This window comes from Microcoleus sp. AT9b-C3, from assembly GCF_036705485.1.
GTDB lineage: Bacteria > Cyanobacteriota > Cyanobacteriia > Cyanobacteriales > Microcoleaceae > Microcoleus.
Genome location: NZ_JAUBUR010000008.1, coordinates 1 through 26,130 on the forward strand (window position 1 = coordinate 1; position 26,130 = coordinate 26,130).

A 26,130-nucleotide genomic window follows, 5' to 3' on the forward strand; every position below is an offset into this window, starting at 1 on the left:
GGAAGAAGGAAGAAGGAAGAAGGAAGAAGGAAGAAGGAAGAAGGAAGAAGGAAGAAGGAAGAAGGAAGAAGGAAGAATTATTTATTTAAATGTTCTCAATTGACTTGAATTGCATAAATCTTTGATTGAAGGATCAACCGCTGATTACGGGCAGATAAACACAGATAAACGCAGATAATCTCAAGATAGTTGATGATTTTTGTAATAGGTTTAATATCTATCTGTAGATAGATGTTGATTTAACTCGCCATCTAATCAGTTAAATCAAAATTTGCACTCTTCACTCAAGCATTATTAAGTAAGCTAAAGTTTACTTAAATTTTTATTGCACAAACTCGGTAAATCCAGCGAAACAAAAGAAAGCGAGTTATGAGAGAAAGAAGGCGATCGCACCGCCATTTCTCAAAAGCCCATGCAAAAAATAAATTCCCTGTCGCAACGAAGCCAGAAGCGCCCCCGTCTTTTAGCCTTATTCGCTGCCACATTAACCGCCGTCTTGCTTTTATTTATTCTGCCGGCACTGACTCAACAGCCAGTCGTGCTCACCATGTTAATGCAAGGCCAAGACATTGTTAACTGGAGACCCTTTGTCAAAGAATTTGAACAGAAAAACCCCGACATTCGCATCAACCTCATAGAAGGGCCTTTTGACACCAACCTCATAGAAAATCTTTATACATCTGCCTTTCTTTTAGGCGAGTCGCCCTACGACATCATTAACATGGATATTGTCTGGGTTCCCAAATTTGCAGCCGCAGGTTGGGTAAGCGATTTGACAGACAGAATTGCCCCGGAACAACTATCAAAATTCATTCAAGGTAACGTCGAAGGTGGGCGGTATCGGGGCAAACTTTACCGAATTCCCCACGCTTCCGATGCCGGAATGCTTTACTACCGCAAAGACATTTTAGAACAAGCGAAAATTCCAGCGCCGAAAACCTTTGAAGAGATGGTAAAAATCTCTCAAAACTTGCAGAAACAGGGAAAAGCAACTTGGGGTTATCTGTGGCAAGGCAAACAATACGAGGGAGTATCTGCGATGTTTGTCGAAGTGCTCTCCGGTTTCGGTGGCTTCTGGGCAAACCCTGAAACTTTTGAAGTTGGGTTAGATAAACCGGAGGCAATTAAAGCAGTGGAATTTCTCAAAAATACGATCGCCTCTGGCATTTCTCCTCCGGGTGTCACCACCTACGGCGAAGAAGAAACCAGGCTTTTGTTTCAAAATGGCAAAGCGCTGTTTTTGCGAAACTGGCCGTATGTTTGGAAGCTGGCAAATGCCGAAGGATCGAATGTTAGAGGCAAAATTGCGATCGAGCCTATGCTCAGCAGTACGGGTAAAACAGGCGGTTCCTGCTTGGGCGGCTGGGGCTGGGGAATTGCCAAAACCTCAAAACATCCAGAACAAGCCTGGAAAGCAATTCAGTATCTTACCAGCGAGGAAACCCAGCGCAAATTTATTTTAGAAACTGGTTTAATTCCCAGTTATAAATCGCTGTTTACCAACAAAGAAATAGTCGCCAAATATCCCCACTACCCGCAACTGCTAAAAGTAGTAGAACGGCCAGCTTTGCGGCCGCCCCTGGCACAATACGCTCAAGCTTCTGATATTTTGCAGCGCTATTTGAGTTCAGCTTTTACCGGGAGAATGAGTGCAGAACAAGCAATGAAAGCAGCAGCTAGCGAAACTCGCAATTTATTAGGCAGTTTGAAACCAGCCAAAGCTTCTTGAACAGTTGACAGTTGACAGTTGACAGTTGACAGTTGACAGTCCTAAAGCCGTAGGGTGCGTCGCCATTCAAAATCCATCAATAAAAATCGATAATCTCATAGCGACGCACCTGTGCCATAGTTCGCAGTACACAAACCCAACAATTATGTTGGAGGAACATTTGAAATAAACAGTTGACAGTTGACAGTTGACAGTCCTAAAGGCGTAAGGTGCGTCGCTGTGATATTGTCGCTGTTTATGCAAGGCAGTTTCGAGGGCGACACACCCTACGAATAATGTTGTAAGAGTTGTGAAAATTGGTATTACGACCAACCGTAAATGAGGGATAAATTAGGGATTAAAAATATGCAATTAGACAAAATGCGACAGCGCGGACAAAAAACTGGATGGATATTAGTAGCACCAGCTTTGATAATTCTGATGCTAGTATTTGCTTACCCAATATTACGCGCTTTTTGGCTGAGTTTATTCACCCAAAACCTCGGTACAGAATTAAAACTGGTTTTTTCCGGTTTTGCTAACTACAGTCGAATGTTAGGCGACGGGCGTTTCTGGCAAACTTTAGGCAACACCACTGTATTTACAGTCGTCTCTGTTTTGCTGGAATTAATTCTCGGTATGGGAATTGCCTTAGTCTTAAATCAATCCTTCGCAGGGCGCGGCATTGTTCGCACAATCTCCTTGCTGCCTTGGGCGCTGCCCACTGCATTGATGGGAGTAGCTTGGGCGTGGATTTTTAACGACCAATACGGCGTAATTAACGACATTTTGAGGCGATTAGGATTGATTCAAAATAGCATTAGCTGGCTGGGAGATCCGACTTTGGCAATGATGGCAGTAATTACAGCAGATGTGTGGAAAACGACGCCCTTTGTCAGCTTGCTTTTACTAGCAGGATTGCAGTCAATTCCGGGTGATTTGTACGAAGCACACGCCATTGACGGCGCGAGTAGCTGGCAGAGTTTCCGTCAAGTTACCGTGCCCCTGCTGATGCCGCAGATTGTGATTGCTTTGCTGTTTCGATTTGCCCAGTCTTTCGGCATTTTTGACTTGATTCAGGTGATGACGGGAGGGGGGCCTGCGGGGGCAACGGAAACGGTTTCTATCTACATTTACAGCACGGTGATGAGGTATTTAGACTTTGGGTATGGGGCGGCTTTGGTGGTGTGTACTTTTTTGATGTTAGTGGCAGCAGTTGCGATCGCCGCTTACCTGTTATCGAGAGCCCGCACCAATGCAGCAGGAGGAAACTAAGACGATTTTAGATTTTAGATTTTGGATTTTAGATAACCAACTGTTGCACTTTTATTTCCTTGGTATAAATTATGTCGATCGCCCGCGAACAGCCCACCAAAAAAACCTTTGACATCCGGCAATTAATCTTGCCAATCTCGGCGATATTAACCGTCGCATATTTCCTCGCGCCTATTATCTGGCAGGTGCTAACTTCTTTCAAAGTAAATGCAGATATTTCGGCGATTCCCAACGTCTACATTCCCAAACGAATTACTTTCGAGCATTACCTGTCGCTGTTCCAGCGTCGCCCCTTTGGACTTTACATTTTAAATAGCGCTTTTGTTTCCATTACTTCAACATTACTGTGTTTAGCAGTAGGCGCTCCCGCAGCTTACGCTTTAGCCCGGTTGCGGCTGTGGGGCGAGAGAATCATTCTGGCAACTGTGACGATTGTAACGCTATTTCCGGCGGTGCTGCTATTTTTGGGACTGCTGGAAATTGTCAAAGCTTTGGATTTAGGCAATAATTATTTAGCATTAATTATTCCTTACACTGCGATCAATCTGCCGCTGACAATTTTGGTAATGCGGAGTTTCTTTCAACAGTTGCCCAAAGATTTGGAAGATGCGGCTAAAGTTGACGGATACAACACTTTCCAAATGCTGTGGCAAATCGTGCTACCGATGACATTTCCAGCTTTAGTCACAACGGGAATTTTGACATTTATTTCAGCTTGGAACGAGTTTATTTTTGCACTAACATTTATGACTCGCGAATCTCTAAAAACAATTCCCGTGGCAACGGCTCAACTCAGCGGGGTGTCAGTATTTGAGATTCCTTACGGCCCGATCGCCGCAGCTACTGTTTTGGGAACTTTGCCCTTGGTTTTGCTGGTTTTAGTATTCCAGCGCCGCATCGTTCAAGGTTTAACAGCCGGGGCGGTAAAAGGATAGATCGATTTTAGATTTTAGATTTTAGATTTTAGATTGGAGAGTAGTCAGTAGTCAGTAGTCAAACAAGCAACAAAAGATTAATCCGTGTATCCGTGTTTATCCGTGTCGTGCTCTTCTTACCAATTCCCAATTACCCATTAAAATCATGGCAAAATTGCAACTAAAAAACCTCAATAAAACCTACAGCCCTAAAGTAGTTCCCGTAAAAGACATTAGTTTGGATGTCAGCGAAGGAGAATTTCTGACTTTGCTGGGGCCGTCGGGGTGCGGCAAATCTACTACACTCAGGTTAATTGCAGGGTTGGAACAGCCGACTAGGGGCGAGATTAGAATTGGCGATCGCGATGTCACTTATCTCAGACCGGGCGATCGCGATATTGCAATGGTTTTTCAAAGTTACGCGCTTTATCCGCACATGACAGTATACGAGAATATGGCATCGAGCCTCAAACTTCGCAAAATCTCCTCCAGCGAAATCAATCGGTTAGTGACGGAAGTTGCAGCATCCCTAGGATTGACGGAATTAATCGATCGCAAACCCGGAAAACTATCAGGCGGACAGCGACAGCGAGTAGCCCTCGGCCGCGCATTAGTGCGCCAACCGGAAGTATTTTTGCTCGACGAACCTTTGAGCAATCTCGACGCATTATTGCGGGAAAAAGTTAGGGCCGAACTCAAACAATTATTTTCCTCCCAAAAAGCTCCTGTAGTGTACGTAACTCACGACCAAACCGAAGCAATGACGCTTTCTACCAAAGTCGCAGTTCTCAACAGCGGCAGCGTGCAGCAGCTAGACCCACCACACTTAATTTATACTCGTCCGGCAAATCAGTTTGTAGCCGGTTTTGTGGGCAGCCCGCAAATGAATTTGCTCGTGCTTAAATGCCAGGGCAATTTTGCTATGTTGGGCGAGTCGGGAGTTCCACTTCCAAATATGCCGACTGTGCCGCCAGAAATTGTGTTAGGAATTCGCCCTGAACACGTCGGCTTTGCAGATGCAGAGGCCGGCAATATGCCGAACTCAGAGGCAATTAAAGGTGAGGTTTATTTAGTGGAAAACTTGGGAATGCAAAATTTAGTTAGCGTCCGAGTTAAAGGTGTGGACTCAGTAACGGTGCGGGCTTTGCTGCCAAATGACCGCCACTGGAATTCCCAAATTGTAGAGCTGGTTTTTGGGCCTCAGTTGCTGCACTGGTTTGACGTAAAAACGGGCGATCGCTTGCACTAATAATTTGCCCTGCATAGCATGATTGATTAAAAATTCTCTAACCCTGTGCTGAAAAATATTTTTTTTGCTTATAACTAAGTTATGACTTTAGTTAGAGGTAGAAGTATTGTGCGGCTGTTAAGGTGATATTAATGTGTGAAAAAGCTAATTGGCTGACACATAGGTTGCGTGTTTACCAGATTTTATCGCTAACCTATAACTCTATTTAGGTGGTTAATCAGAAGTTAAAGCTAAATTGGCTTTACCTCGAATTAACTGCTAATTTTGGAGCGTGTCAATTAGATGAAAAATGTTGAAAATTATCACCAATCAACTTAGGGAGTATTATTGAGATGAATTTGATTTCCACAGCCATTGCTCGCATCAGTTCCCTGCTTAAGGGCTTTCAAATTAAGAGTTTTTTGAGTGTTGTCCTAGTCGGTTTTCTGGTTCTGACAACCACTGTTGATTCGGGACGCACTAACAAAGGTTTTGGCACGCAAGCAAGCTCAAACTCTGAGCTCAACAATCCTGAAAGACCCCAAACAACACGGGAATGGAGGCAAGAAGCTCGCGAAACCTCAGAGTCTCCCGGCGAACGAGCTCAGAAGATTGGCCAAGAGGCAGGAGCAGCCGTGAAAGAAATGGGGGAGATGTATCAAGACACTGCTAAGAGAAGTATCCGCGAATTAAAGGATTAGTAGCTCCACCTAAAAAATATAACACTGAGAAACCTGATTGCTTTCGGGGCGCAGCCAAGAGTGCTCGCCCTTCCGGGTTTCTGAACACCTGAAAAGTTTGACGTTTAAATAGGTTGAGCTACTTAATACGACAGACGCAATCAAGTAGTCGAGCATAAATAAACTAGAACAGACGCTCAAAAACCCAGTTTCTCATGTGAAACTGGGTTTTTGAGTTGGAAGCATTTTATGTTACATTAAATCAAGTTCTCGTTAAAAACCCCTTGAGCAGACTCGGTGGTTAAAAATGAGATCTTGCAGGATTCTCAATTACAATTTCAAGACAGAGCTAGAAGCAACTACCCACAATAAAATTGAACTATGAGTGGAACAGGCGGGAAAGGCTATTCATAAAAATGGTGTTAGATGTGAGTTAAAACTGGTTTTGAACTCAAACTCTTATGTGGCTTCGATCGCTCCTATAATGCGAGTTCGAGGTCAAACTACACAAACTTTCGTCCCTTTCGCTTTAGACTAATAAATAAGCGGTAAAACGCTTAGGTTGCACCCTACATATAGAAGTTCCGTATAATTCCTGATGAATAAACATCTTAACAGTCTTTGCTTGACCGGCCTGCTGTTCATCCTGCCTGTTTGTCCGGCAACAATTGCCCGCGCTCAACTTCCCGAAACTTCAGATACTAATGCCAAGCAAACAAATCTCCTCAAAGATGAACTGTATTTTGGCTTAACAAAACCGGGAGGCGAGACAATTTCTGAATCCGAATGGCAGGAGTTTGTCACGGCAGTTATTACCCCTCGCTTTCGGGAAGGGCTAACCGTATTAGACGGCTCCGGGCAGTTTCTCAACAGAGCGGGAATTGTGATTAGAGAAAACTCTAAAATAGTTATTTTAATTTATGAAAGTAGTCCTGAAAAAAATCAAGCTATTAATGAAATTATCGCAACTTACAAGCGCACTTTCCTGCAAGAGTCTGTGCTGCGGGCAACCAGCGAAGTTAAGGTTTCTTTCTGATGCGGTCATCCAATCAGCGTATTTATGATATTATTCGTGGTAATCAAGGTCATATCCTCAAAGATAAGTAGGGTGCGGGTGCAAGAAAAATCATAATTTGTGGGTATCGATCGCACACTGCAAAAAATCGCTCAAAAAACCTGCCCGGGAGAAAACAAAAATATGATGAACGACGGCAACCAAAAAGCTGAAGCGCCTGCAAGCGAGGAAACAAAAAATTTGTCCGGCATGGCGAAAGCTTTTCTTGTGAGCGTGGCTTGGTCTTACGCAGAGGCATTGGAGCGCATGAAACGCTCGCAAAATCCACAGCAACCCGCGCCGGAATCTCCGACAGAACAAGTCGAATCCGATACTGAAAAAAATTAATGACAGACTATTAATGCGATCGCTCGGCAGAATTCTCTTGGAGGGCGATCGAACGCCATAGTCAATTAGCTGTTTTGAGTTAAAAACAATCTACTCAGAACAGCGAACTGTGCAGCTTAAGCCGGATTTGTATTGGATTTTACAATAAAAAAAACTGAAAGCCCCGTGACAAGCGAATTTCAAAGGTGGTACCCGCCACGTGATTTATCCGTGGAATCAATCGAAAGCATCTCAAATCTCAAATCCTCAAGCCCCCAAATTTATCCGTGGGGTCAATCGAAAGCATCTCAAATCTCAAATCTCAAATCGAATGATCCTTCAACAAGCTCAGGAAAACCTTTAGTCCGGGGATGACAACTGCGTTGCAGGTTTGAACCTCAACCTATATGTATCCCTAAAAGAGATTTAAACTACACTAATGTACGGTTTTACCGCTACAGTGTACAAAACCAATAACCAATTTTTAGATCGGTCTCATGTCTAATTCAAAAATGATTGGTAAAGCGATCGCAGGTAGCCTTTGCTTGGGCATCCTCATTAGCTTCAACGCCTCAGTCGGCCCAGCATCCGCAGCAGCACCAACAATTGCTGAAGCTACAGCCCCGGCCACGAGCAACATCGACACGCAACTTCTAGGCCAATGGCAAGGCACAGTCCCCTCCGGTCAGTCTTTCACCTTCGTCTTTGCCCCAGAAGGCAAATTGTTTCTCATGGCTAAAGGTCCCGACGGACCTGCCCGCGCCAAAGAAATGAGGTACAAAGTTAATCTCGGTGAAAAACCGATGCACCTTGATGTCGGCCTCAGCAGCACAGAAACCGTTGAGACTGTTTTTGAGTTGACTCCCGAAGGTCAAATGCGCCTTCAGTTGCAAGGCACTAATCCAGGACAGGCCAGACCTAATTCCTTAAACGAGCAGGCAACCGTGTTTAAAAAGGTTTCCGAGGCCACTTCACTGCCTGCTGACACTCAAGTCATAGGTTTTTGAGGAAAATTGCAGGCAGAAGGCACTTATCGCAATTGTCAATTGAGTGAGGTACTGATTGGGATTTTCGATTTTCGATTGCGGAATTGGTAAGAAAGCCGACGAGTACCTCACCTGATTGAGATTCGCTATAACTAGCTCTGAGTTTTCAGATTGCCACGCTTCGCGAGGAACGAAGCAATCTTAAAACTTTCTCCGTGCCTTCTGCCTTCCACAGGCCCTGCTACAATCCACTTAATCTCCCTTTAATTTTTGCCATAGACTTCCATGAGTGAAACCGTCCTAGAAGTTCGCAACCTGCGGGTTCAATTTCAATCTGCGGACGCAGGCGATGCGTCTGCAACCGTCAAAGCGGTTGACGGCATTTCCTTTGAGGTCAAGCGAGGGCAAACTCTGGGCATCGTGGGAGAGTCGGGGTCGGGAAAATCGGTAACTTCCCTCGCTGTTATGGGTCTGCTGTCGAGTTCGTCAACGAAAATCGATGGCGAAATTTGGTTTTCTCCGACAAAAGACGGCGCTAGCAATGGGCCTGTGAATCTGCTGGAAATGCCGGACACGGAAAAACAAACATACCGGGGCAGCCAGATTGCGACGATTTTTCAAGAGCCGATGAGTTCGCTAAATCCCGTTTATACGATCGGATTTCAACTCACAGAAGCAATTTGTTTGCACCAACAGGTGTCGCAGACAGAAGCACGGCGCCAAGCTGCTTCTCTGCTGCAAGAGGTGAAGCTGCTACCGGGCGACGATGAGCTCAGGCAGCGGTGTTTGGCTTTGCGGCAAGAGCACTCTCGGACTGCTGCGGGGAATCAAGCAGTTATGGACGACGATCGCGATTTGATGCAGCTCGTCAACGGCCAAAAACAAGCTATGCTCGATCGCTATCCCCACGAACTCTCAGGCGGTCAAATCCAGCGCGTGATGATTGCAATGGCCATTTCTTGCAATCCAACTTTATTAATTGCTGATGAACCGACCACGGCTTTGGACGTAACCGTGCAGGCAACAATCTTAGCTTTGCTGCGGGAGTTGCGGGACTCTAGAGGCATGGCAATGATTTTTATTACCCACGATTTGGGCGTCATTGCTGAAATTGGCGATACCGTGGCGGTGATGTACCGAGGCAAGATTGTTGAGTGCGGTGCGATCGAACAAATTTTCAGCAACCCCCAACATCCTTACACAAAAGGTTTATTAGCTTGCCGCCCAACTCTCGATCGGCAACTGCGCCGCTTGCCGACAGTTTCCGATTTTATGGATGTCACTACAAATGCTAGTGGCGAATTGGTAATTGTCGAGAAAAATGCCGATTTAGACGGCGACAGCAGCGGGGGAAATCCCGCTTTTGTAACAGGAAAACCGCCTCGGTTGCCGCATATTTCCGGCCCTTTGCTAGCTGTTAATAACTTGCGCGTCGGTTTTCCCGTGAAGGGGATGTTTGGCGAAACTCAACGCTTGTTTATGGCGGTAAACGATATTTCTTTTGAGGTTTATCCGGGCGAGACTTTGGGTTTGGTGGGCGAGTCTGGCTGCGGCAAATCAACTTTGGCGAGAGCTTTGCTGCAATTAATTCCGATCGCTAGCGGTAAAGTATTTTTTGAAGGTCAAGAAATTACGCCTCCTGCCAAAAGTAGTTCGGCATCGCAGTGGATGGCTAATTATCGGATGAAAAAAGAGTACGATCGCAAATTGCGCTGGCTGCGGCGCGATATGCAAATTATTTTTCAAGATCCTTTTAGTTCTCTCGATCCGCGCCTAAATGTTGGGGATGCGGTGATGGAACCGATGGTGATTCACCGCTTTGGTAAGAACCAGAAAGAACAGCGCGATCGCGCGGCTTATTTGTTGGATAGAGTGGGTTTAAATCCCGATTTTATGCGGCGCTACCCTCACGAGTTCTCCGGGGGACAGCGGCAGCGAATTTGTATTGCTAGAGCTTTGGCTTTGAATCCTAAGTTTATTATTTGTGATGAGTCGGTTTCGGCATTAGATGTGTCGGTGCAGGCGCAAGTTTTAAATTTGCTGAAGGAGTTGCAAACAGAGTTTGGACTGACTTATATTTTTATTTCTCACGATTTGAGCGTGGTCAAGTTTATGAGCGATCGCGCGATCGTCATGAACAAAGGTAAAATCGAGGAAATTGGCACTGCCGAGCGCATTTACCGCCAACCGCAGCAAGCTTACACGCGACAACTTATAGCTGCTATTCCTGCAGGGAATTTGGAGCGAATTCGGCAACAGCAATTAGGGCGTGAGGCGTCTGCTGAATTAGCACAGCACCCCGTATCTCCTGCCGATGAGTCGCAACACGCTTGATTTGTATCATTCTGCCTTTTTTGGCAAGCATTTATAACTTGCCTGCTGTTACATTATTTGTTACAAGTTATACGAAATATTTTTTTTAATTTTACCTTCACAAATCAGACCAAATCCGGCTTAAATATCCCCGTTATTTCTTAGTCCCCCTCTGCTGAGACGAAAGTTTGTGTAGTTGCGATTTCAAGAGACTCAGCATTTACGCACTCCGACTAAAGAAACCGGGTTTTTTTACGAAAATACGCGTTGTCACCCGCAGATTATGTAAAACAACCCGGTTTCTGGGCCCCCATGCGTAAGTTATAAGAATGTTGGCTAATTAAAAAAGGGTGAAACCAAACATCCCATAATCAGGACAAAAGAACTACGATCCGCCAGAGATAAAAAGATCCCAAAAACTAGAAACACTCGTCAAGCCAATCGGAATCTTGCGCCCTATTGCCCACATTCTTGACAGATTCATCGCAGCAGCAGTCACAATATATTGTAGACAAGTCTTGGCAAGAGCCATGTAACGAGCGTAACGCAAACCATTCATCACAAGTTCCGAAAAGACGGGCTTCTGTGGTGGAATGAGTACATTAGACATCTCCAATAATTATTGTGGAACAGGCTTTCCTGCCTGTTCCAGACTTGCTTTTCTGGAAAGGTCTATTATACCTCTGGAATAATTATTGTGGAATAGGCCCTCCTAGCTTGTTCAAAGCTGGCTTTTCACTCCTATGTCTAATGTAGTGCGTGATTACACAATCCTTCTCGCTATTGATTCTGACTCTGTATGAGGGGTAAAACCCCTCATACATTCGCCAACAGTCTCTTTCAATCGCCCAGAATTCAGTCCGCGCCGGCGGACTTTGGTGGGGAGTATCCCATTTTTGAAAAAGACCTAACCCCCCAGCGCCCTTCCGTACTAGGGTTGGGGGGAGAGGTCTTTTTCCGAAAGCCATGAAAAATCGGGATGCTGCCTTTGGTTGCGCGTTAGCGTTGGTGCGCGGTTTTAACCGCCCAGAATTCTTCGCCGAGGAATTCCCTTCCTTGTTAGGAAAAAAAGTAAGCTGTTCGACATTTAAAGGAAGATTGTAGGGTGCGGAGCGTACATAAGCGTTTCCCTCATTAGCGCGTAAGTGTTCGCGAATGACGCACCATAAAAGAGTTCCTTAGTCGTTTAAATGCGTAACAGCTTATACTACCTAATATTGAAAATGCAAATTTTTAGTATAATCTAAAGAGTAAACTAAGTAAAACTGACAGATCGAGAGAACGCAGAGTTTACCCCACCCCCTCGAGCGACACAACCAGGGTAAAAAACTGTAGCTTCTGTTACAGTCTCCGTCCGCCCTTTTCTATTAATTCATGACACCGCCAGCTCTCAACCGTCCCCGCTCAAAAAAAGGACGTTTATTATCACTCCGCCTCATCCTAGTGATACCATTTCTCCTGCAAATTTTCGCAGCAGTGGGGCTAACTGGATGGCTGTCACTCCGCAACGGACAGCAAGCAGTTAATGACTTAGCTGCACAGTTGTACGGAGAAATCACAGCTCGGATTCAGCCACACCTAAATACCTATTTAGAAACCCCTCATTTGATCGATCAAATCAACGCCGATGCTATCCGTCTCGGTCAATTAAATCCACAAGACTTCCGCAGCATGGAGCGCCACTTTTGGCAACAAATTCAGCGCTTCCGTTCAGTGAATTACATCTACTATATGAACGAGGGCGGAGATTTTATCGGTGCGGAGCAGAGGTCTGACGGCACTTTCAACATCGGTGCGATAGAAAAGTCAAGCGACGGGAAATTCAGCTTTAACAACTATGCTACCAATAATCAAGGCGATCGCACCGCTCTGTTGTCAGCAGCTCCCAACTTCCAGCTTCAAAAAGAAGTTTATTATCAGATGGGCGTAGCAGCGAACCAGGCTACTTGGACTCCCCTATATGTATGGCTTGCACCCCGCCCCAAAGTCACCACAGATGCCATACTTCCTCTATACAACAAATCGGGAAAATCCATAGGATATGTAGGAGTATCCCTAGTAATTTTCGAGATCAGTAAATTTCTTCGCAGTTTAAAAATCAGTCAATCAGGCATAGTTTTTATTGTAGAACCATCGGGAGAAATAGTTGCATCTTCAACACAGGAAAAGGCAGTTAGACAAAGTACCGACGGCTCCCCAGTCAAAAGACTCAAAGCAACTGAAAGCAGCGAAGCTTTAATTCGCGCTACAATGCAGCACTTATTGGCAAAAAAAATTAGCAACCTCACCCAAATAAAAAAAGCTACAAAACTTGACATCTTTAAAATTAATGGAAACAGGCATTTTTTAGAAGTAACGCCCATCTCAGATCGTGGTCTTGACTTTCTGATAGTCATAGTTGTTCCAGAATCAGACTTTATGGAACGCATTAATGCCAATACTAAGACGACCATTTTACTCTGCATTTTAGCCTTAGTAATAGCCAGCATTATTGGACTCTTGACATCCCGCTGGATTACCAGACCAATCCTACAGCTATCCGAGGTCAGCAAACAGATAGCTAGCGGAGAACTAAACCAAAAACTAGAAGTAAAAGACATCGCTGAATTCGATACACTGGCAAACTCTTTTAACCTAATGGCACAGCAATTGCAAGAATATTTTACCGCCTTAGAAACAGCAAATAGCGACTTAGAAACGAGAGTAGAACAGCGGAGGGCAGAATTAAAAGAATCCAAAATAGCAGCCGACGCAGCCAACCGCGCCAAAAGCGAATTTATCGCTAACATGAGCCACGAACTTCGCACTCCCCTCAACGGCATTTTAGGTTATGCTCAAATTCTGCAACGCTCAAATACGACAGATGATAAAGTTAAAGACGGTCTCCGCATCATTTATCAGTGCGGCTCACACTTGCTTACTTTAATTAACGACATTTTAGACATTTCCAAAATTGAAGCTCAGAAAATGGAACTTCAGATGACTGCTTTTCATTTTCCTTCTTTCCTGTTCGGCGTAGTAGAAATATGCCGCGTTAAAGCAGAACAAAAGGGAATTGCATTTACTTACCAACCTGCGATCGCACTTCCCATCGCCATCCGCGCTGACGAGAAACGCCTACGACAAATACTAATTAATTTAATCAGCAATGCCATCAAATTTACTGACTCTGGTAGCGTAATTTTTCACGTACAAATAATAGAAAATGACGAGGAGCGGGGGGAACATCACCAATTACCAACACCACTTACAAAAATTCGCTTTCAAATTGAAGACACAGGCATTGGCATTAGCTCCGATCAATTAGAAAACATATTTTTGCCCTTCGAGCAAGTGAACAAAACCTCTGGAAACAGTGAAGGTAGCGGATTGGGACTAGCAATCAGCCAGAAGATAGTCCAAATGATGGGCAGCACCATCAAAGTCAAAAGTCAGCCGGGAATTGGGAGCATTTTTCTAGTTGATTTAGACTTGCTGGAAATTCCAGAATTGGCTGCATTTTCCCCCACTACGAACCGCAGAAATATCGCAGGCATTACCGGGAGGCAGCCGACAATTTTAATAGTAGACGACAAGTGGGAAAATCGCTCGGTTCTTACTAACCTGCTCTCGCCAATTGGTTTTAAAATTATAGAAGCAACAAATGGTAAAGACGGTTGGGAAAAAGCCAAGTGCCAACCGGATTTAATTATCACTGACTTAGTGATGCCAGTGCTAGATAGTTTTGAAATGCTCCGGCGGATTCGCGCGATCGCAGATTTAAAAAATATAGTAATAATAGTCACATCTGCTAGTGTATTTGAAGCAGACAAATATCAAAGTTTACAAGCTGGATGCGACGATTTTCTGCCCAAGCCACTACAAGCAGAAATCTCGCTAGAGAAGTTAGAGAAACATTGGCAAATAGAATGGACTTATGAACAAGAAAAAGCAGCAGTTAATTATTCGCCTTCGCCTTTACCTTCACTTTCCCTGGGGGCTCCTCCGCCACCAGAAATTGAAGCTTTATACGATTTAGCAATGAAAGGACACCTCCAAGGAATTATTAAGCGATCGGCCATAGAACAAATGGATGAAAAATTCGCACCTTTTGCTAACAAGCTACGGGAATTATCTAAAGGATTTCAAGAAAAAGCACTGAAAGAATTCATTAACCAATATAGGAGAGCTAAGTCATGATCCTTGAATTCGAGCAAAAAAATATAGTTTTGGTTGTAGATGACAACCCCACTAATTTAGCGGTACTCTCCGATTATTTAGAGCAAGTTGGATTTGAAGTCTGGGTAGCAGCCGATGGAGAAAGTGCTTTACAAAAAGTCGAATATGGAGTACCAGATATCATTTTATTAGATATAATGATGCCGTTGCTGGATGGATTTGAAACTTGCAGACTGCTGAAAGCCAATCCTGCAAGAAAGGACATACCCGTAATTTTTATGAGCGCCCTTTCCGAAACAGTTGATAAAGTCAAAGGTCTGTCTTTAGGTGCTGTCGATTACATCATTAAACCATGTCAGCAGGAAGAAATATTAGTCAGGCTGAGGCTACACTTAAAAATGAGCTGTTTGACTAAGACAATGGAAGAAAAAAACTCGCTGTTGATCGAGCTGACTTCTCAGTTAGAAGATCGTGTAGAAAAACGGACGGCTGAACTAAAAAGTGCGTTAAATGAATTGCAAGGAGCTTATTTAGAGTTGTTAGCAAAAGAAGAAAAATTGCGCTACGATGCTTTTCACGACTCTCTGACATATCTGCCTAACCGAGGTTATTTTATCCAGCGCCTAAATCGCGTAATTGAGTTGGCTAATTTGAGTTCTGACTACTTGTATGCAGTGTTGTTTATCGACCTAGACCGTTTTAAAGTTGTTAATGACAGCTTAGGACACTTAGTAGGAGATGACTTGCTGAAAAATGTCGCCAAAATGCTGCAAAATTGCCTATCAGAAACTGATACAATTGCGCGTTTGGGAGGCGATGAATTTATCATATTGCTCGAAGATATTACAGATATCTGCGAAGCAATAAGTGCAGCAGATCGCATCCTCGAAAACTTAAGGAAACCATTCACTGTTGACAAATATGAAATATTCACAGGCGCTAGTATTGGCATCACCTTCAGTACAATGGGTTACGATCGGGCCACGGATGTACTCAAAGATGCCGATGTCGCAATGTATCACGCTAAAAGTCAAGGCAAAGGACGTTATGAAGTATTGACAAAATCACTCCAAACTCAGGCTGCAATGCGCTTGCAGCTTGAAAACGACCTGCGAAAAGCAATAGAATTAGAAGAGTTTCGCCTTTACTACCAGCCGATTTTATCGCTCTCTACAGGTCATCTTTTGGGCTTTGAAGCATTGGTGCGCTGGCATCGCGCTTCTGGCGAATTAGTTCCCCCTGCAAAATTTATTCCCCTTGCTGAAGAAATTGGTGCGATCAACTCTCTTGGCTGGTGGGTTTTTCAGGAGGCTTGCCGTCAACTCCAGTTATGGCAGCAGCAGTTTCCCCACGCTGTTGCTTTGAGAGTGAATGTAAATGTTTCGCCAATTCAGTTAAAGCAAGTTAATCTAGTGGAGAGGATGCAGGAAATTGTCGAAGATATTGGCGTTTCAAGTTGCTGCTTGAAACTAGAAATTACTGAAAGCTGCTTTTTAGAAGCATCTACCTATGAAGCAACAATACTGAAGCAACTAAAAAATCACGGTATTAAGTTGTGCATCGACGACTTTGGGACGGGCTATTCTTCTTTAAGCCGTCTGCACGAGTTTCCTATTGATACTTTAAAAATTGACCGTTCTTTTGTTAGCCGCATTATTGCTGGGAAAAGCGATGAAATTGTGGAAACCATTATCACCCTCGCTCACAGCTTCGGTATGGATGTAGTAGCAGAGGGGATAGAAACGTTAGAACAGTTGGAAAAATTGCGTTTTCTAGGGTGCGAACACGGTCAGGGCTATCTATTCTCTAAGCCTGTAGACAGCCAAACGGCAACGCAACTATTGTTAAACAATGCTAGACTGTTACCTTCAATTATGCTACCACCCTTAACGGCTTAATTAAGACTTATCCTTTATTAGTTAATACAGGAAGAACAAGAAATGAGCGCCGACTCTGAAGAAAAAAAAGATATTATCTTAATCGTCGATGACAACTCAAATAACTTAGGGATACTTTATGATTTGTTGGATGATGCGTCCTTTGAAGTTTGGGTAGCGCAAGATGGAGAAAGCGCTATAGAAAAGGTGGGGTATGCACTCCCAGATTTAATTTTGTTAGATATAATGATGCCGGGGATAGATGGGTTTGAAACTTGCGATCGCCTGAAAGCAAACCCCGTAAGTGCTGACATCCCCGTGATTTTTATGAGTGCTTTGTCTGAGGCAGTTGATAAGGTTAAAGGTCTGTCTTTAGGAGCAGTAGATTACATAACTAAGCCGTTTCAGCAAGAAGAGGTATTAGCTCGCATTCAACTGCACTTAAAATTGAATTATTTGACTAAAAAAGTTGAAAAGCAAAATCAGGAACTAGAGCAGCGCGTACAAGAGCGAACGGCTGAATTATCTCATGCTTTGAAGGATTTAAAACAAGCTCAAGTCCAATTAGTGCAAACTGAAAAAATGTCTAGTTTGGGGCAGTTAGTAGCTGGGGTGGCTCACGAAATTAACAATCCCGTCAGTTTTATTTTCGGCAATCTCAACCACGCTTCTGACTATATCAGAGACTTGCTCAGCCATTTAGAAGTCTATCAGCAACATTATCCTAATCCAGTACCTCAGATTGCCGCTCATGCTGAAGAAATCGAGCTAGATTATCTGCTAGAAGACCTGCCAAATATGATTACTTCTATGAAGGTAGGAGCAGATAGAATTAGCAATATTAGTGTATCTTTGCGAAACTTTTCGCGAACGGATACGTCAACTAAGGTAGCAGTAAATATTCACGAAGGGTTAGATAGTACCTTGTTAATTTTGCGGCACAGGCTCAAAGCTTGTGGCGATCGCCCAGAAATTCACGTAATTAAAGAATACGGCAACTTACCGCTAGTGGAATGCTATCCCGGACAGCTAAATCAAGTTTTTATGAATTTGATTGCCAACGCGATCGATGCCTTGGAAGATAAAATAGTAAATTTTAAATTCCCCCAATACGCTAATTGTAAGATTACAATTAGCACAGAATTAGCTAATGATAACTCAGTAAAAATTTACATTGCTGATAACGGTACGGGGATCGAAGAGATAGTAAATTCTCAACTATTTGAAGCTTTCTTTACAACCAAACCCGCAGGTAAAGGTACAGGCTTGGGATTGAATATTAGTTATCAAATTGTGGTTGAGAAACATGGCGGTAAACTAACTTGCAATTCAACACTCGGTGAGGGTACGAAGTTCACTGTGGAAATTCCCATACATCAGCCGTTACAAAGTCCTAATCTATAGTCGTATTCTATTATGCGCCCAACTACCTCTAGCTCCCGAAAACTACCGCTACACCTCGTTCTAGTAGGGCCATTCCTACTGCAAATTCTCGCGGCTGTAGGGTTAACGGGATGGCTTTCTTTACGCAACGGGCAGAAAGCGGTTAATGATGTTGCTACTCAGTTGCGGAGTGAAATTAGCGCTCGCATTGAGCAGAACCTGCGAACTTACCTTACTAACGCTCATCAAGTCAATCAAAGCATCGCGGCTACTATTAAGGTTAACTTGTTGGACGTGCAGAATCAGAGAGGGTTGGAGCGTCATTTGTGGCATCAGCTTCAAGTTTTTGATTCAGTAAGTGCTATTTATTTTGGCAATCCTCTCGGAGGAATAGTTGTAGTCCAGCGTCAAGAGAATGAGAAATTATATATTTACACAACAGAAAGATTTGTTAGTGGCAAGTTAGTCTGGTACTCTACAGATAGCTTTGGCAATCGCAAAAAGCTGGAAAAAATCATTCCTGCTTTTGACGCGCGAAATCGACCCTGGTATAAAGCAGCGGTTGCAGCAGGAAAACCCAGATGGATCGATCCTTTTCTTGTATTCGGAAGTCATAATTTGGGAATTACTGCTAGTCAGCCAGTCTATGGCTCAACTGGTAATTTGATAGGTGTTTTAGGTACGGAGCTACTTGACAGTCAAACCCGCAACTTCCTACAAAGTTTAAAAATTGGTAAGTCTGGAAAGACATTCATCATAGAACGCTCTGGACTGATTGTAGCTTCCTCAACGTCGGAAAAGCCATTTTTAGTTAGTAAGGATGGGAAGGTTGAGAAGCGGATGAAAGCGACTGAAAGTAGCGTGCCTTTGATTCGGATTTCATCCCAATATTTGATAGATAAATTTGGCGACTTGAGCAAAATTAATACTAACCAGCAACTCACGTTTGACTGGGGTGGCAAGCAGCAATTTCTACAGGTAACACCATTTAAAGACGGTCGCGGCATTGACTGGCTAATTGTAGTTGCCGTCCCCGAAGCGGACTTCATGAATAAAATTAATGCCAACACCCAAACTACCATTTTCTTGTGCCTTTTAGCATTAGTGCTGGCTCTCACCCTCGGAATTTTTACCTCTGGCTGGATAGCCGATCCGATTCTACGTTTGAGGAATGCAAGTAAAGCTATTGCGAGTGGAAAATTAAACCACAAACTTGAGGCTGAAGCGATTGGGGAACTGGATATTTTAGCTCAGTCATTTAATCTTATGGCACAGCAATTGCAAGAGTCTTTTACTGCCCTTGAAAAAACCAACGAAGATTTAGAACAGCGAGTTGAAGATCGGACAGCCGCACTGCGAGAAAGCGAAGCTCTACTCAACCAAACCCAGCACTTAGCAAAAGTTGGAGGCTGGGAAGTGAATCTAGAAACTGAAGAATTGACTTGGACAGAAGAAGTTTACCACCTCTATGAAGTTGATTCAGATTTCCAGTTAACTGTTGCAGGGGCAAAGACTTTTTATCCATCTGAGTCTCTACAGATTTTGGAACAAGCACTCGAAAGCGCGATCGCAAATAAAGAACCTTTCGATCTAGAGTTGCAGTTCCTCAGCGCTAAAAAAAATCAGCGGTGGGTTCATGTTCTCGGTCAACCTCACTACAAAAATGGCATACCTATCAAATTAAAAGGAACTTTTCAAGACATTACAGACCGCAAAATTACAGAAGTAGCGCTGCAAGAAGCTAAAGTTGCTGCTGATAGCGCCAACCAAGCTAAAAGTGAATTTCTCGCTAACATGAGCCACGAACTACGAACTCCTCTCAACGGTATTTTGGGTTATGCTCAAATCCTCCAGCGAGATAGCAGTTTAACCCCAAAACAACTTACTGAGATTAACATCATTTACCAGTGCGGATCGCACTTGCTGACTCTAATTAACGATATTTTAGACCTCTCCAAAATTGAAGCTAGGAAAATGGAACTGTATCCCACGAATTTCTATTTGCTACAATTTCTTCAGGTAGTCAGCGAAATCAGCCGCATTAAATCTGAACAGAAAGGCATTTCTTTAGAATGCCAATTTGATGCTGCACTCCCCAGTATAGTTGAGGCTGATGAAAAACGCTTGCGACAAGTGTTAGTTAATCTCCTTGGTAATGCTGTCAAATTTACTGACGCAGGCGGCGTTACTTTTAAGGTAGAGGTGGTAGAGTCGGTAGCTGTTGAATCAAATGCGATCGCACTTACAGCTATCAACAAAATCCGCTTTCAAATAGAAGATACTGGCGTGGGAATGACGAGCGAACAAATGCAGAAAATATTTCAACCTTTTGAACAAGTAGGTGATACTCGCCGCATGGCAGAAGGAACAGGCTTAGGATTAGCAATTAGCTTGAAAATTATGGAAATGATGGGAAGTAGCATCAGAGTCAGTAGCAAGTCGCAGGCTGGTAGCCAATTCTGGTTTGATTTGAGTTTACCTTCGGCCACCGATGGAGAGGTAGTACCAAAACTACAGCCAACAGGAACTATAGTCGGCTTTACAGGTAGCAAACGGAAAATTCTCGTAGTAGATGACAGGTGGGAAAACCGCTCTGTGATTGTCAATTTGCTCAAGCCAATTGGCTTTATAGTTGTTGAAGCTGTCAACGGAATTGAAGGTTTAGAACAAGCTGGCGAGTTAATGCCGGACGCGATTATCACAGATTTAGCGATGCCAAAAATGGATGGTTTTGAGTTGATGCGCCATCTGCGCGAATCGCCTGAATTGAAAGATATGGTAATAATTGTCTCCTCAGCTTCAGTGTTTGAAACTGACCAGTACAATAGTTTGGATGCAGGGGCTGACGCTTTTCTGCCCAAACCTGTAGAAGCTTCTGATTTGTTTGGATTGTTGCAGAGGCATTTAGGGCTATCTTGGCTCTACAAACAGTTAGTTGAAGTCTTTCCTCCCCCTGCCAAAAATATTAAACGAGATAGCGCCTTATCCCCGGCTGTGGCTATAGTTCCTCCACCCTTAGAAGCAATTGAGATTTTCTATGATTTAATTATGAAAGGCAATTTGAAAGCGATTATCAAAGAAGCCGAACATTTAAAAAATTTGGATGCCAATTTTATTCCTTTTGCCGATCAGTTGTGTGAATTTGCTCAAAAGTTTCAAGAAAAACAGCTAAAGTCTTTTATTAGTCAATACAAGCAAAAGGATTAATTACAGCTCTTCTGTCATTCTAAGCAAGGGACTATTAGATATTGTCAGGACTTACGCAAGGGGTATCGTATAGTAGGGTGCGTCAGTAGCAAAACCCTTGTTTCTAGCTATAATCTAAGGTCTGACGAACCCTACAATTCAATGGTTCTGTGACAATTGTGTAAGTTAATCTGTAGGGTTGGTCGCTGCGAGATATTGGATAAAACTTGCTCGCCAGACGGGGGGCGACGCACCCTACAGCAGGCGATCGCAAGATTGTGTGTACTACATATACATGGAATAGGCTGTATGTTGTCATTTCTCGAATCGATGATTAGTCGCGCGGGTGAAGAGTCATAATAGATGATTTAATAGCCCTCTGGAATAATTCTCGCTTCACAGGCCCTCCTAGCCTGTTCCAAGCTGGCTTTTCACTCCTATGTCTAATGTAGTGCGTGATTACACAATCATTCTCGCTATTGATTCTGACTCTGTATGAGGGGTTTTACCCCTCATACAGAGTCAACAGTCTCTTTCAATCGCCGAATCATGAAGGGGGTAGCAAACCGGAATCGATATCAAAAGGTATTCTTCATTTGAAATTGATGATATTTGGGTAATATTAAATTTACTTAGCCCGGCAGGATTTTAGGACTACTGCTATATTAGGCCAAATGTCTAATGACAAACAGCAACAGCTAGTGCAATATTAGAGATAAATCCCTCTAGGTCTGTCTGGTGAGAAAATACGCACCCAGCTAAAAATAGATGGCTCGCTAACTCCGTAAATACACTTGACTCTCTATATTTTGTGCTTAGATATACCCCAATTTTAAAACCCATAGATTTCGCAAATAAGTCAAACTATACAACAGTAGTATTTAAACATCTTCAGCGGGTTTTAATAGTACCAAAATATAAACCTTCAAAGAATAAAGATTATTTCAAATACAAGCAAGAGCGAAAATAAAAAGTGGGTTTATTTTGCAAGAACAGTTCTTGAGAAAAATTATGTTATCAGGACCGAGAAAACAGCAGCAATCAGCAAAAAATCCGCGTCAGGAAAAGTTCAACATAGCTGAAAATAGGCCGAATAGTTTATTTTTATCTTTGATAATTGTGCTGTTTTTATTCAACTGCTTGTGGGTAGCAAGTAACGGCTATGATTTGTACGGAATCAAACGGGAAATTGCAATGTTGGGAGTAGCAAATATTGTGCTTTTGGCGATATCGGCGCGGTGGAATGCCGCTGCTGCAGGTAACGATCGCCCCTCCAGCCGACCTAACGCGGGCGATCGCTTTTTTAGCCTCTCGCTAGATCTGCTGTGCGTCCTTAGTTTTGACGGTTATGTAACACTGATCAACCCAGCAGCAGAAAAAATACTCGGCTATTCCCCAGGAGAAATGATTGGCCAACTCTTCCTCGAATTCGTGCATCCAGACGATCGCGAAGCTACTTTAAAAGAAGCTGAAAGTCTTGCTGCGGGGAATAATACCGTTGGGTTTGAAAACCGCTGGCGCTGTCGGAACGGTTCTTACAAATGGATAGCCTGGACTGGTAGCCGTTTCTGGGAGGAAGAATTGATGTATGGTGTCGGCCGCGACATTACCGCTCACAAACAAGCAGAAGCAGCGCTGCAAGAGAGTCAGCGTTTTGTTGAGCGAATTGCCAATACCAGTCCGAATCTTCTCTTTGTTTACGACCAAACCGAGCAGCGAAATGTCTACAGCAACCGCGAAATCACTGACATCCTCGGCTATACCGCCGAAGAAGTTGAAAATATGGGCAGCAATCTACTGCCCACCATCATCCACCCTGACGACTTAGCTAAATTTCCCGGATATTTTCAGCAATTAGAAAATGCTCCCGACGGCGAAGTTATTGAGTACGAATATCGGGTGCGCGACAAACATAATTGTTGGCACTGGTTAGTCAGCCGGAATATTGTATTTAGCAGAACAGAGGAGGGAAAAATTAAGCAGCGTCTCGGTGCTGCTACCGACATTACAGAGCGCAAAATAGCAGAACAAGCTTTAGCAGAACAATTGAAACTTTCTTTATTCACAGCAGATGTGGGAATTGTTCTAACTCAAAACCAGGGTTTGCGTACAACTTTGCAATATTGCGCCGATGCAGTTGTGCGCCATTTGGATGTTGCCTTTGCTCGGATTTGGACATTGAATGAAGACGGAAATGTATTGCAACTGCAAGCAAGCGCGGGGATATATACTCATATTGACGGCGCTCACAGTCGCATTGCTGTCGGCGAGTTCAAGATTGGTTTAATCGCCCTGGAGCGACAACCTCACATCACTAATTGTGTGAAAGAAGATCCCCGAATTCAGGACAAAAAATGGGCTTCACGAGAAGGAATGGTGGCTTTTGCTGGATATCCGCTAATTGTTGACAATCAGTTGCTGGGAGTAATCGCGATGTTTGCTCGCCAGGAGTTGAACGAATCAATGCTGATTGCTTTGGCGTCAAGTGCCGATACGATCGCCCTGGGAATTAAGCGCAAACAAACAGAAGAAGCTCTCGCCAGACAACAGCAAACTTTGAGGGCAATTATTGACAACGCTCCGATCTGGGTATGGCTGACAAATGCTAGCGGGCGGATGTTATTAATTAACAAAACTTTCTGCGAAGATGTGGCTATACCTGAATCAAGATTTTTAGCAGCATCTCACTATTCCGAAGTTTTGGGATTAGAAGCATCTGCTACGTGCATGGAATCTGACGCGCAAGCGTGGAGCCAAGATATTCCCTGTTATGCTGAAGAAGCGATGCAGCTTGCTGATGGTAAAGAACATTATTTGGAGACAATTAAAACTAAGGTAAAAGATGATTCGGGTAACGCGATCGGCTTGATCGGTTTGGGTTTGGACGTTACCAAACAAAAAGAATCTCAAAGACAGTTGCAAAAGTCGGAAGCGAGATTCCGCAAGTTAGCGGAGCAGGAAGCACTGGTGAACCAGCTAGCTAGCAATATCCGCGAATCTCTAGATTTAGATACTATTTTGGCGACAACTGTGCAGCAAATTCGCGAGTTGCTCCTACTCGATCGCTGTCAGTTTATCTGGTATTTACCCGACGCTTCGCCACCGGTTTGGAATGTGATATACGAGGCAAAGAATGCCGATTTGCCCTCGCGTTTGGGTTTATATCCTGTCGAGCCAACTGCTTCTATCGGTGAGCGGATTGCCAATTTGGAAATAATTCGGATCGACGATGTTGAGGCATTAACCGATCCAGCAGAACGGGAATTTTTAATGTCTGTAGGACTCAATTCTCTGCTGGACATTCCCCTTCAAACACAGTCGGGTCAAATTGGCGCGATCCTCTGCGGTTCTTGCAGCGGGGTGCGGCGGTGGAGAGACGAAGAAGTGGAACTGTTAATGGCAGTAGGAACTCAATTGGCGATCGCCATTAATCAAGCCGAACTTTACGAAAAATCTCGCCTCGCCGCCGCCGAATCAAAAGCAGCAGCAATGCAGCAAAAATTGCTCAACCAGCTAGGCAGTCAAATCCGCGCTTCTCTAGATTTAGATACTATCTTGGCAACAACTGTGCGGCAAATTCGCGACTTGCTGCAACTCGATCGCTGTCTATTTATGTGGTATACGCCCGATGCCCAGACGCCCGCTTGGGATATCGTCCACGAAGCTAAAAATGATGACTTGTTCTCGCTTTTGGGTTATTACCCTGCTGAGGTAACGGGGACACTGGCGCAAAAGATAGCTAATTTGGAAATCTATCAAATAGATGATGTTGCAACTTTCAGCGATCCAGTAGAAAGGGAATTCTTTTTGCAGGTGGGTTACAAGTCTGTTTTGGATTTGCCGGTTAAGAGTGCAGGGGGTTTAACTGGAGTTGTTGGCTGCACTTCTTGCCACGAGGTGCACAGGTGGACAAAAGACGAAGTGGAGTTGCTATCAGCAATTTGCGATCAATTGTCGATCGCCATCAGTCAAGCGGAACTCTACAGTCAAAGCGTCGATTCAGCTCGGATAGCGCAAGAACAGGCTGCCAAACTCGAAGTAACTCTGTGCGAGCTCCAGCAAGCTCAAACTCAACTCGTGCAGGCAGAAAAAATGTCGAGTCTCGGTCAGATGGTAGCAGGAATCGCCCACGAAATCAATAACCCGGTCAGCTTTATTTTCGGCAATCTTACCTACACCAAAGAATACACCACAAACCTGATGAAACTGCTGCAAATGTATCGAGATGAATACCCGGAACCTTCTCCAGCGATTCAGGAGGAAATAGAAGTTTTAGAGCTGGATTTTGTGCTAGACGACTTGCCGAAAATGCTTTCTTCTATGCAGGTGGGAGCAACTCGCATCCGCGATATCGTGCGGAGTTTGCGGAATTTCTCTCGCCTTGATGAATCTGAGATGAAAAAGGTTAACATTCACGAAGGCATCGACAGCACATTGATGATTTTAGAACACCGTCTGAAAGTTCAGCCCGATCGCGTAGGGGGTACGGAGTACGATCGCCCCGCCATTCAAATCGTTAAAGAATACGGAAAATTGCCACTCGTGGAGTGCTACGCTGGACTGTTGAATCAGGTGTTTATGAATATTATTGCTAACGCTATTGACGTGTTACAAGAACCGCTAGAAAATCCGGGAATTATCCGCATTCGTACAGAGGTAGAAGGTACTCTCGCTGTGATTAGAATTGCTGATAACGGTGCAGGTATCACCGATAAAGTCAAGCAACGGATATTTGATCCCTTCTATACTACCAAACGGATCGGTTCGGGAACGGGGATGGGTTTAGCGATTTCCCATTCAATTATTGTCGAAAAACATAAAGGTGAAATTAAGTGTTTGTCGGTGGTGGGGAAAGGCACGGAGTTTATAATCGAAATTCCGATTAAAAGGACATAAAATTAAATTGGTTTGTTGGCGAAAATACTAAGGTTCGTCAGTTGGAAAACCCGTTTTTTTTGTACTAACCTTAAGACTGACGCACCCTATAGCCTACCAACAGAAAAAAGTTATTTGACCAGAAATTTGTCGGGTTGACAATATG

The 26,130-nt window shown here is 43.9% G+C and carries 15 protein-coding genes; 14 read left to right on the forward strand and 1 reads right to left on the reverse strand.

The window, feature by feature from the left end:
• The first annotated feature begins 412 nt into the window (after positions 1 to 412).
• The 9 genes from QUB77_RS09600 to QUB77_RS09640 all read left to right on the forward strand — a co-directional run bounded on the left by QUB77_RS09600 (position 413) and on the right by QUB77_RS09640 (position 10,506).
• Positions 413 to 1,729, forward strand: a complete 1,317-nt coding sequence (locus tag QUB77_RS09600; RefSeq protein WP_333171739.1) for an ABC transporter substrate-binding protein — start codon at positions 413 to 415, stop codon at positions 1,727 to 1,729.
• Between the two features lie 345 nt (positions 1,730 to 2,074).
• Complete coding sequence (locus tag QUB77_RS09605) at positions 2,075 to 2,983, forward strand: sugar ABC transporter permease (protein WP_333171741.1); 909 nt, start codon at positions 2,075 to 2,077, stop codon at positions 2,981 to 2,983.
• Positions 2,984 to 3,054: 71 nt separating this feature from the next.
• Entirely contained in the window at positions 3,055 to 3,918 is an 864-nt protein-coding gene (locus tag QUB77_RS09610) for a carbohydrate ABC transporter permease (RefSeq protein ID WP_333171743.1), read from the forward strand.
• Positions 3,919 to 4,063: 145 nt separating this feature from the next.
• Positions 4,064 to 5,146 carry an ABC transporter ATP-binding protein gene (locus tag QUB77_RS09615; RefSeq protein WP_333171745.1) on the forward strand — a complete coding sequence of 361 codons (1,083 nt, stop codon included), beginning with the start codon at positions 4,064 to 4,066 and terminating at the stop codon, positions 5,144 to 5,146.
• 332 nt (positions 5,147 to 5,478) lie between these two features.
• Complete coding sequence (locus QUB77_RS09620; protein WP_333171747.1) at positions 5,479 to 5,826, forward strand: hypothetical protein; 348 nt, start codon at positions 5,479 to 5,481, stop codon at positions 5,824 to 5,826.
• A 577-nt stretch (positions 5,827 to 6,403) separates the two neighbouring features.
• Positions 6,404 to 6,841 carry a DUF3574 domain-containing protein gene (locus QUB77_RS09625; protein ID WP_333171749.1) on the forward strand — a complete coding sequence of 146 codons (438 nt, stop codon included), beginning with the start codon at positions 6,404 to 6,406 and terminating at the stop codon, positions 6,839 to 6,841.
• A gap of 99 nt (positions 6,842 to 6,940) precedes the next feature.
• Positions 6,941 to 7,207: a hypothetical protein gene (locus QUB77_RS09630; protein ID WP_333171751.1), complete on the forward strand. Its 267-nt coding sequence runs from the start codon at positions 6,941 to 6,943 to the stop codon at positions 7,205 to 7,207.
• Between the two features lie 476 nt (positions 7,208 to 7,683).
• Positions 7,684 to 8,193, forward strand: coding sequence for a hypothetical protein (locus QUB77_RS09635; protein WP_333171753.1), 510 nt, complete (start codon positions 7,684 to 7,686; stop codon positions 8,191 to 8,193).
• Positions 8,194 to 8,457: 264 nt separating this feature from the next.
• On the forward strand, positions 8,458 to 10,506 hold the full coding sequence (locus QUB77_RS09640) for an ABC transporter ATP-binding protein (protein ID WP_333171755.1): 2,049 nt from the start codon (positions 8,458 to 8,460) through the stop codon (positions 10,504 to 10,506).
• Between the two features lie 364 nt (positions 10,507 to 10,870).
• Here QUB77_RS09640 and QUB77_RS09645 read toward each other — a convergent pair whose 3' ends face one another.
• Positions 10,871 to 11,095: a hypothetical protein gene (locus QUB77_RS09645; protein ID WP_333171757.1), complete on the reverse strand. Its 225-nt coding sequence runs from the start codon at positions 11,093 to 11,095 to the stop codon at positions 10,871 to 10,873.
• Between the two features lie 764 nt (positions 11,096 to 11,859).
• Between QUB77_RS09645 and QUB77_RS09650 the strand changes: the two genes are divergently transcribed.
• From QUB77_RS09650 to QUB77_RS09670, 5 genes are all read left to right on the forward strand, one after another.
• Complete coding sequence (locus tag QUB77_RS09650; RefSeq protein ID WP_333171759.1) at positions 11,860 to 14,664, forward strand: ATP-binding protein; 2,805 nt, start codon at positions 11,860 to 11,862, stop codon at positions 14,662 to 14,664.
• A complete protein-coding gene (locus QUB77_RS09655; RefSeq protein ID WP_333171761.1) occupies positions 14,661 to 16,541 on the forward strand; it encodes an EAL domain-containing protein in 1,881 nt (626 codons plus the stop codon). Before QUB77_RS09650 ends, QUB77_RS09655 begins: the two co-directional genes overlap by 4 nt.
• Positions 16,542 to 16,583: 42 nt before the next feature.
• Complete coding sequence (locus QUB77_RS09660; protein WP_333171763.1) at positions 16,584 to 17,924, forward strand: response regulator; 1,341 nt, start codon at positions 16,584 to 16,586, stop codon at positions 17,922 to 17,924.
• Positions 17,925 to 17,936: 12 nt separating this feature from the next.
• Positions 17,937 to 21,110, forward strand: a complete 3,174-nt coding sequence (locus QUB77_RS09665; RefSeq protein WP_333171765.1) for an ATP-binding protein — start codon at positions 17,937 to 17,939, stop codon at positions 21,108 to 21,110.
• A 990-nt stretch (positions 21,111 to 22,100) separates the two neighbouring features.
• On the forward strand, positions 22,101 to 25,985 hold the full coding sequence (locus tag QUB77_RS09670) for a GAF domain-containing protein (RefSeq protein WP_333171767.1): 3,885 nt from the start codon (positions 22,101 to 22,103) through the stop codon (positions 25,983 to 25,985).
• Positions 25,986 to 26,130 lie beyond the last annotated feature (145 nt).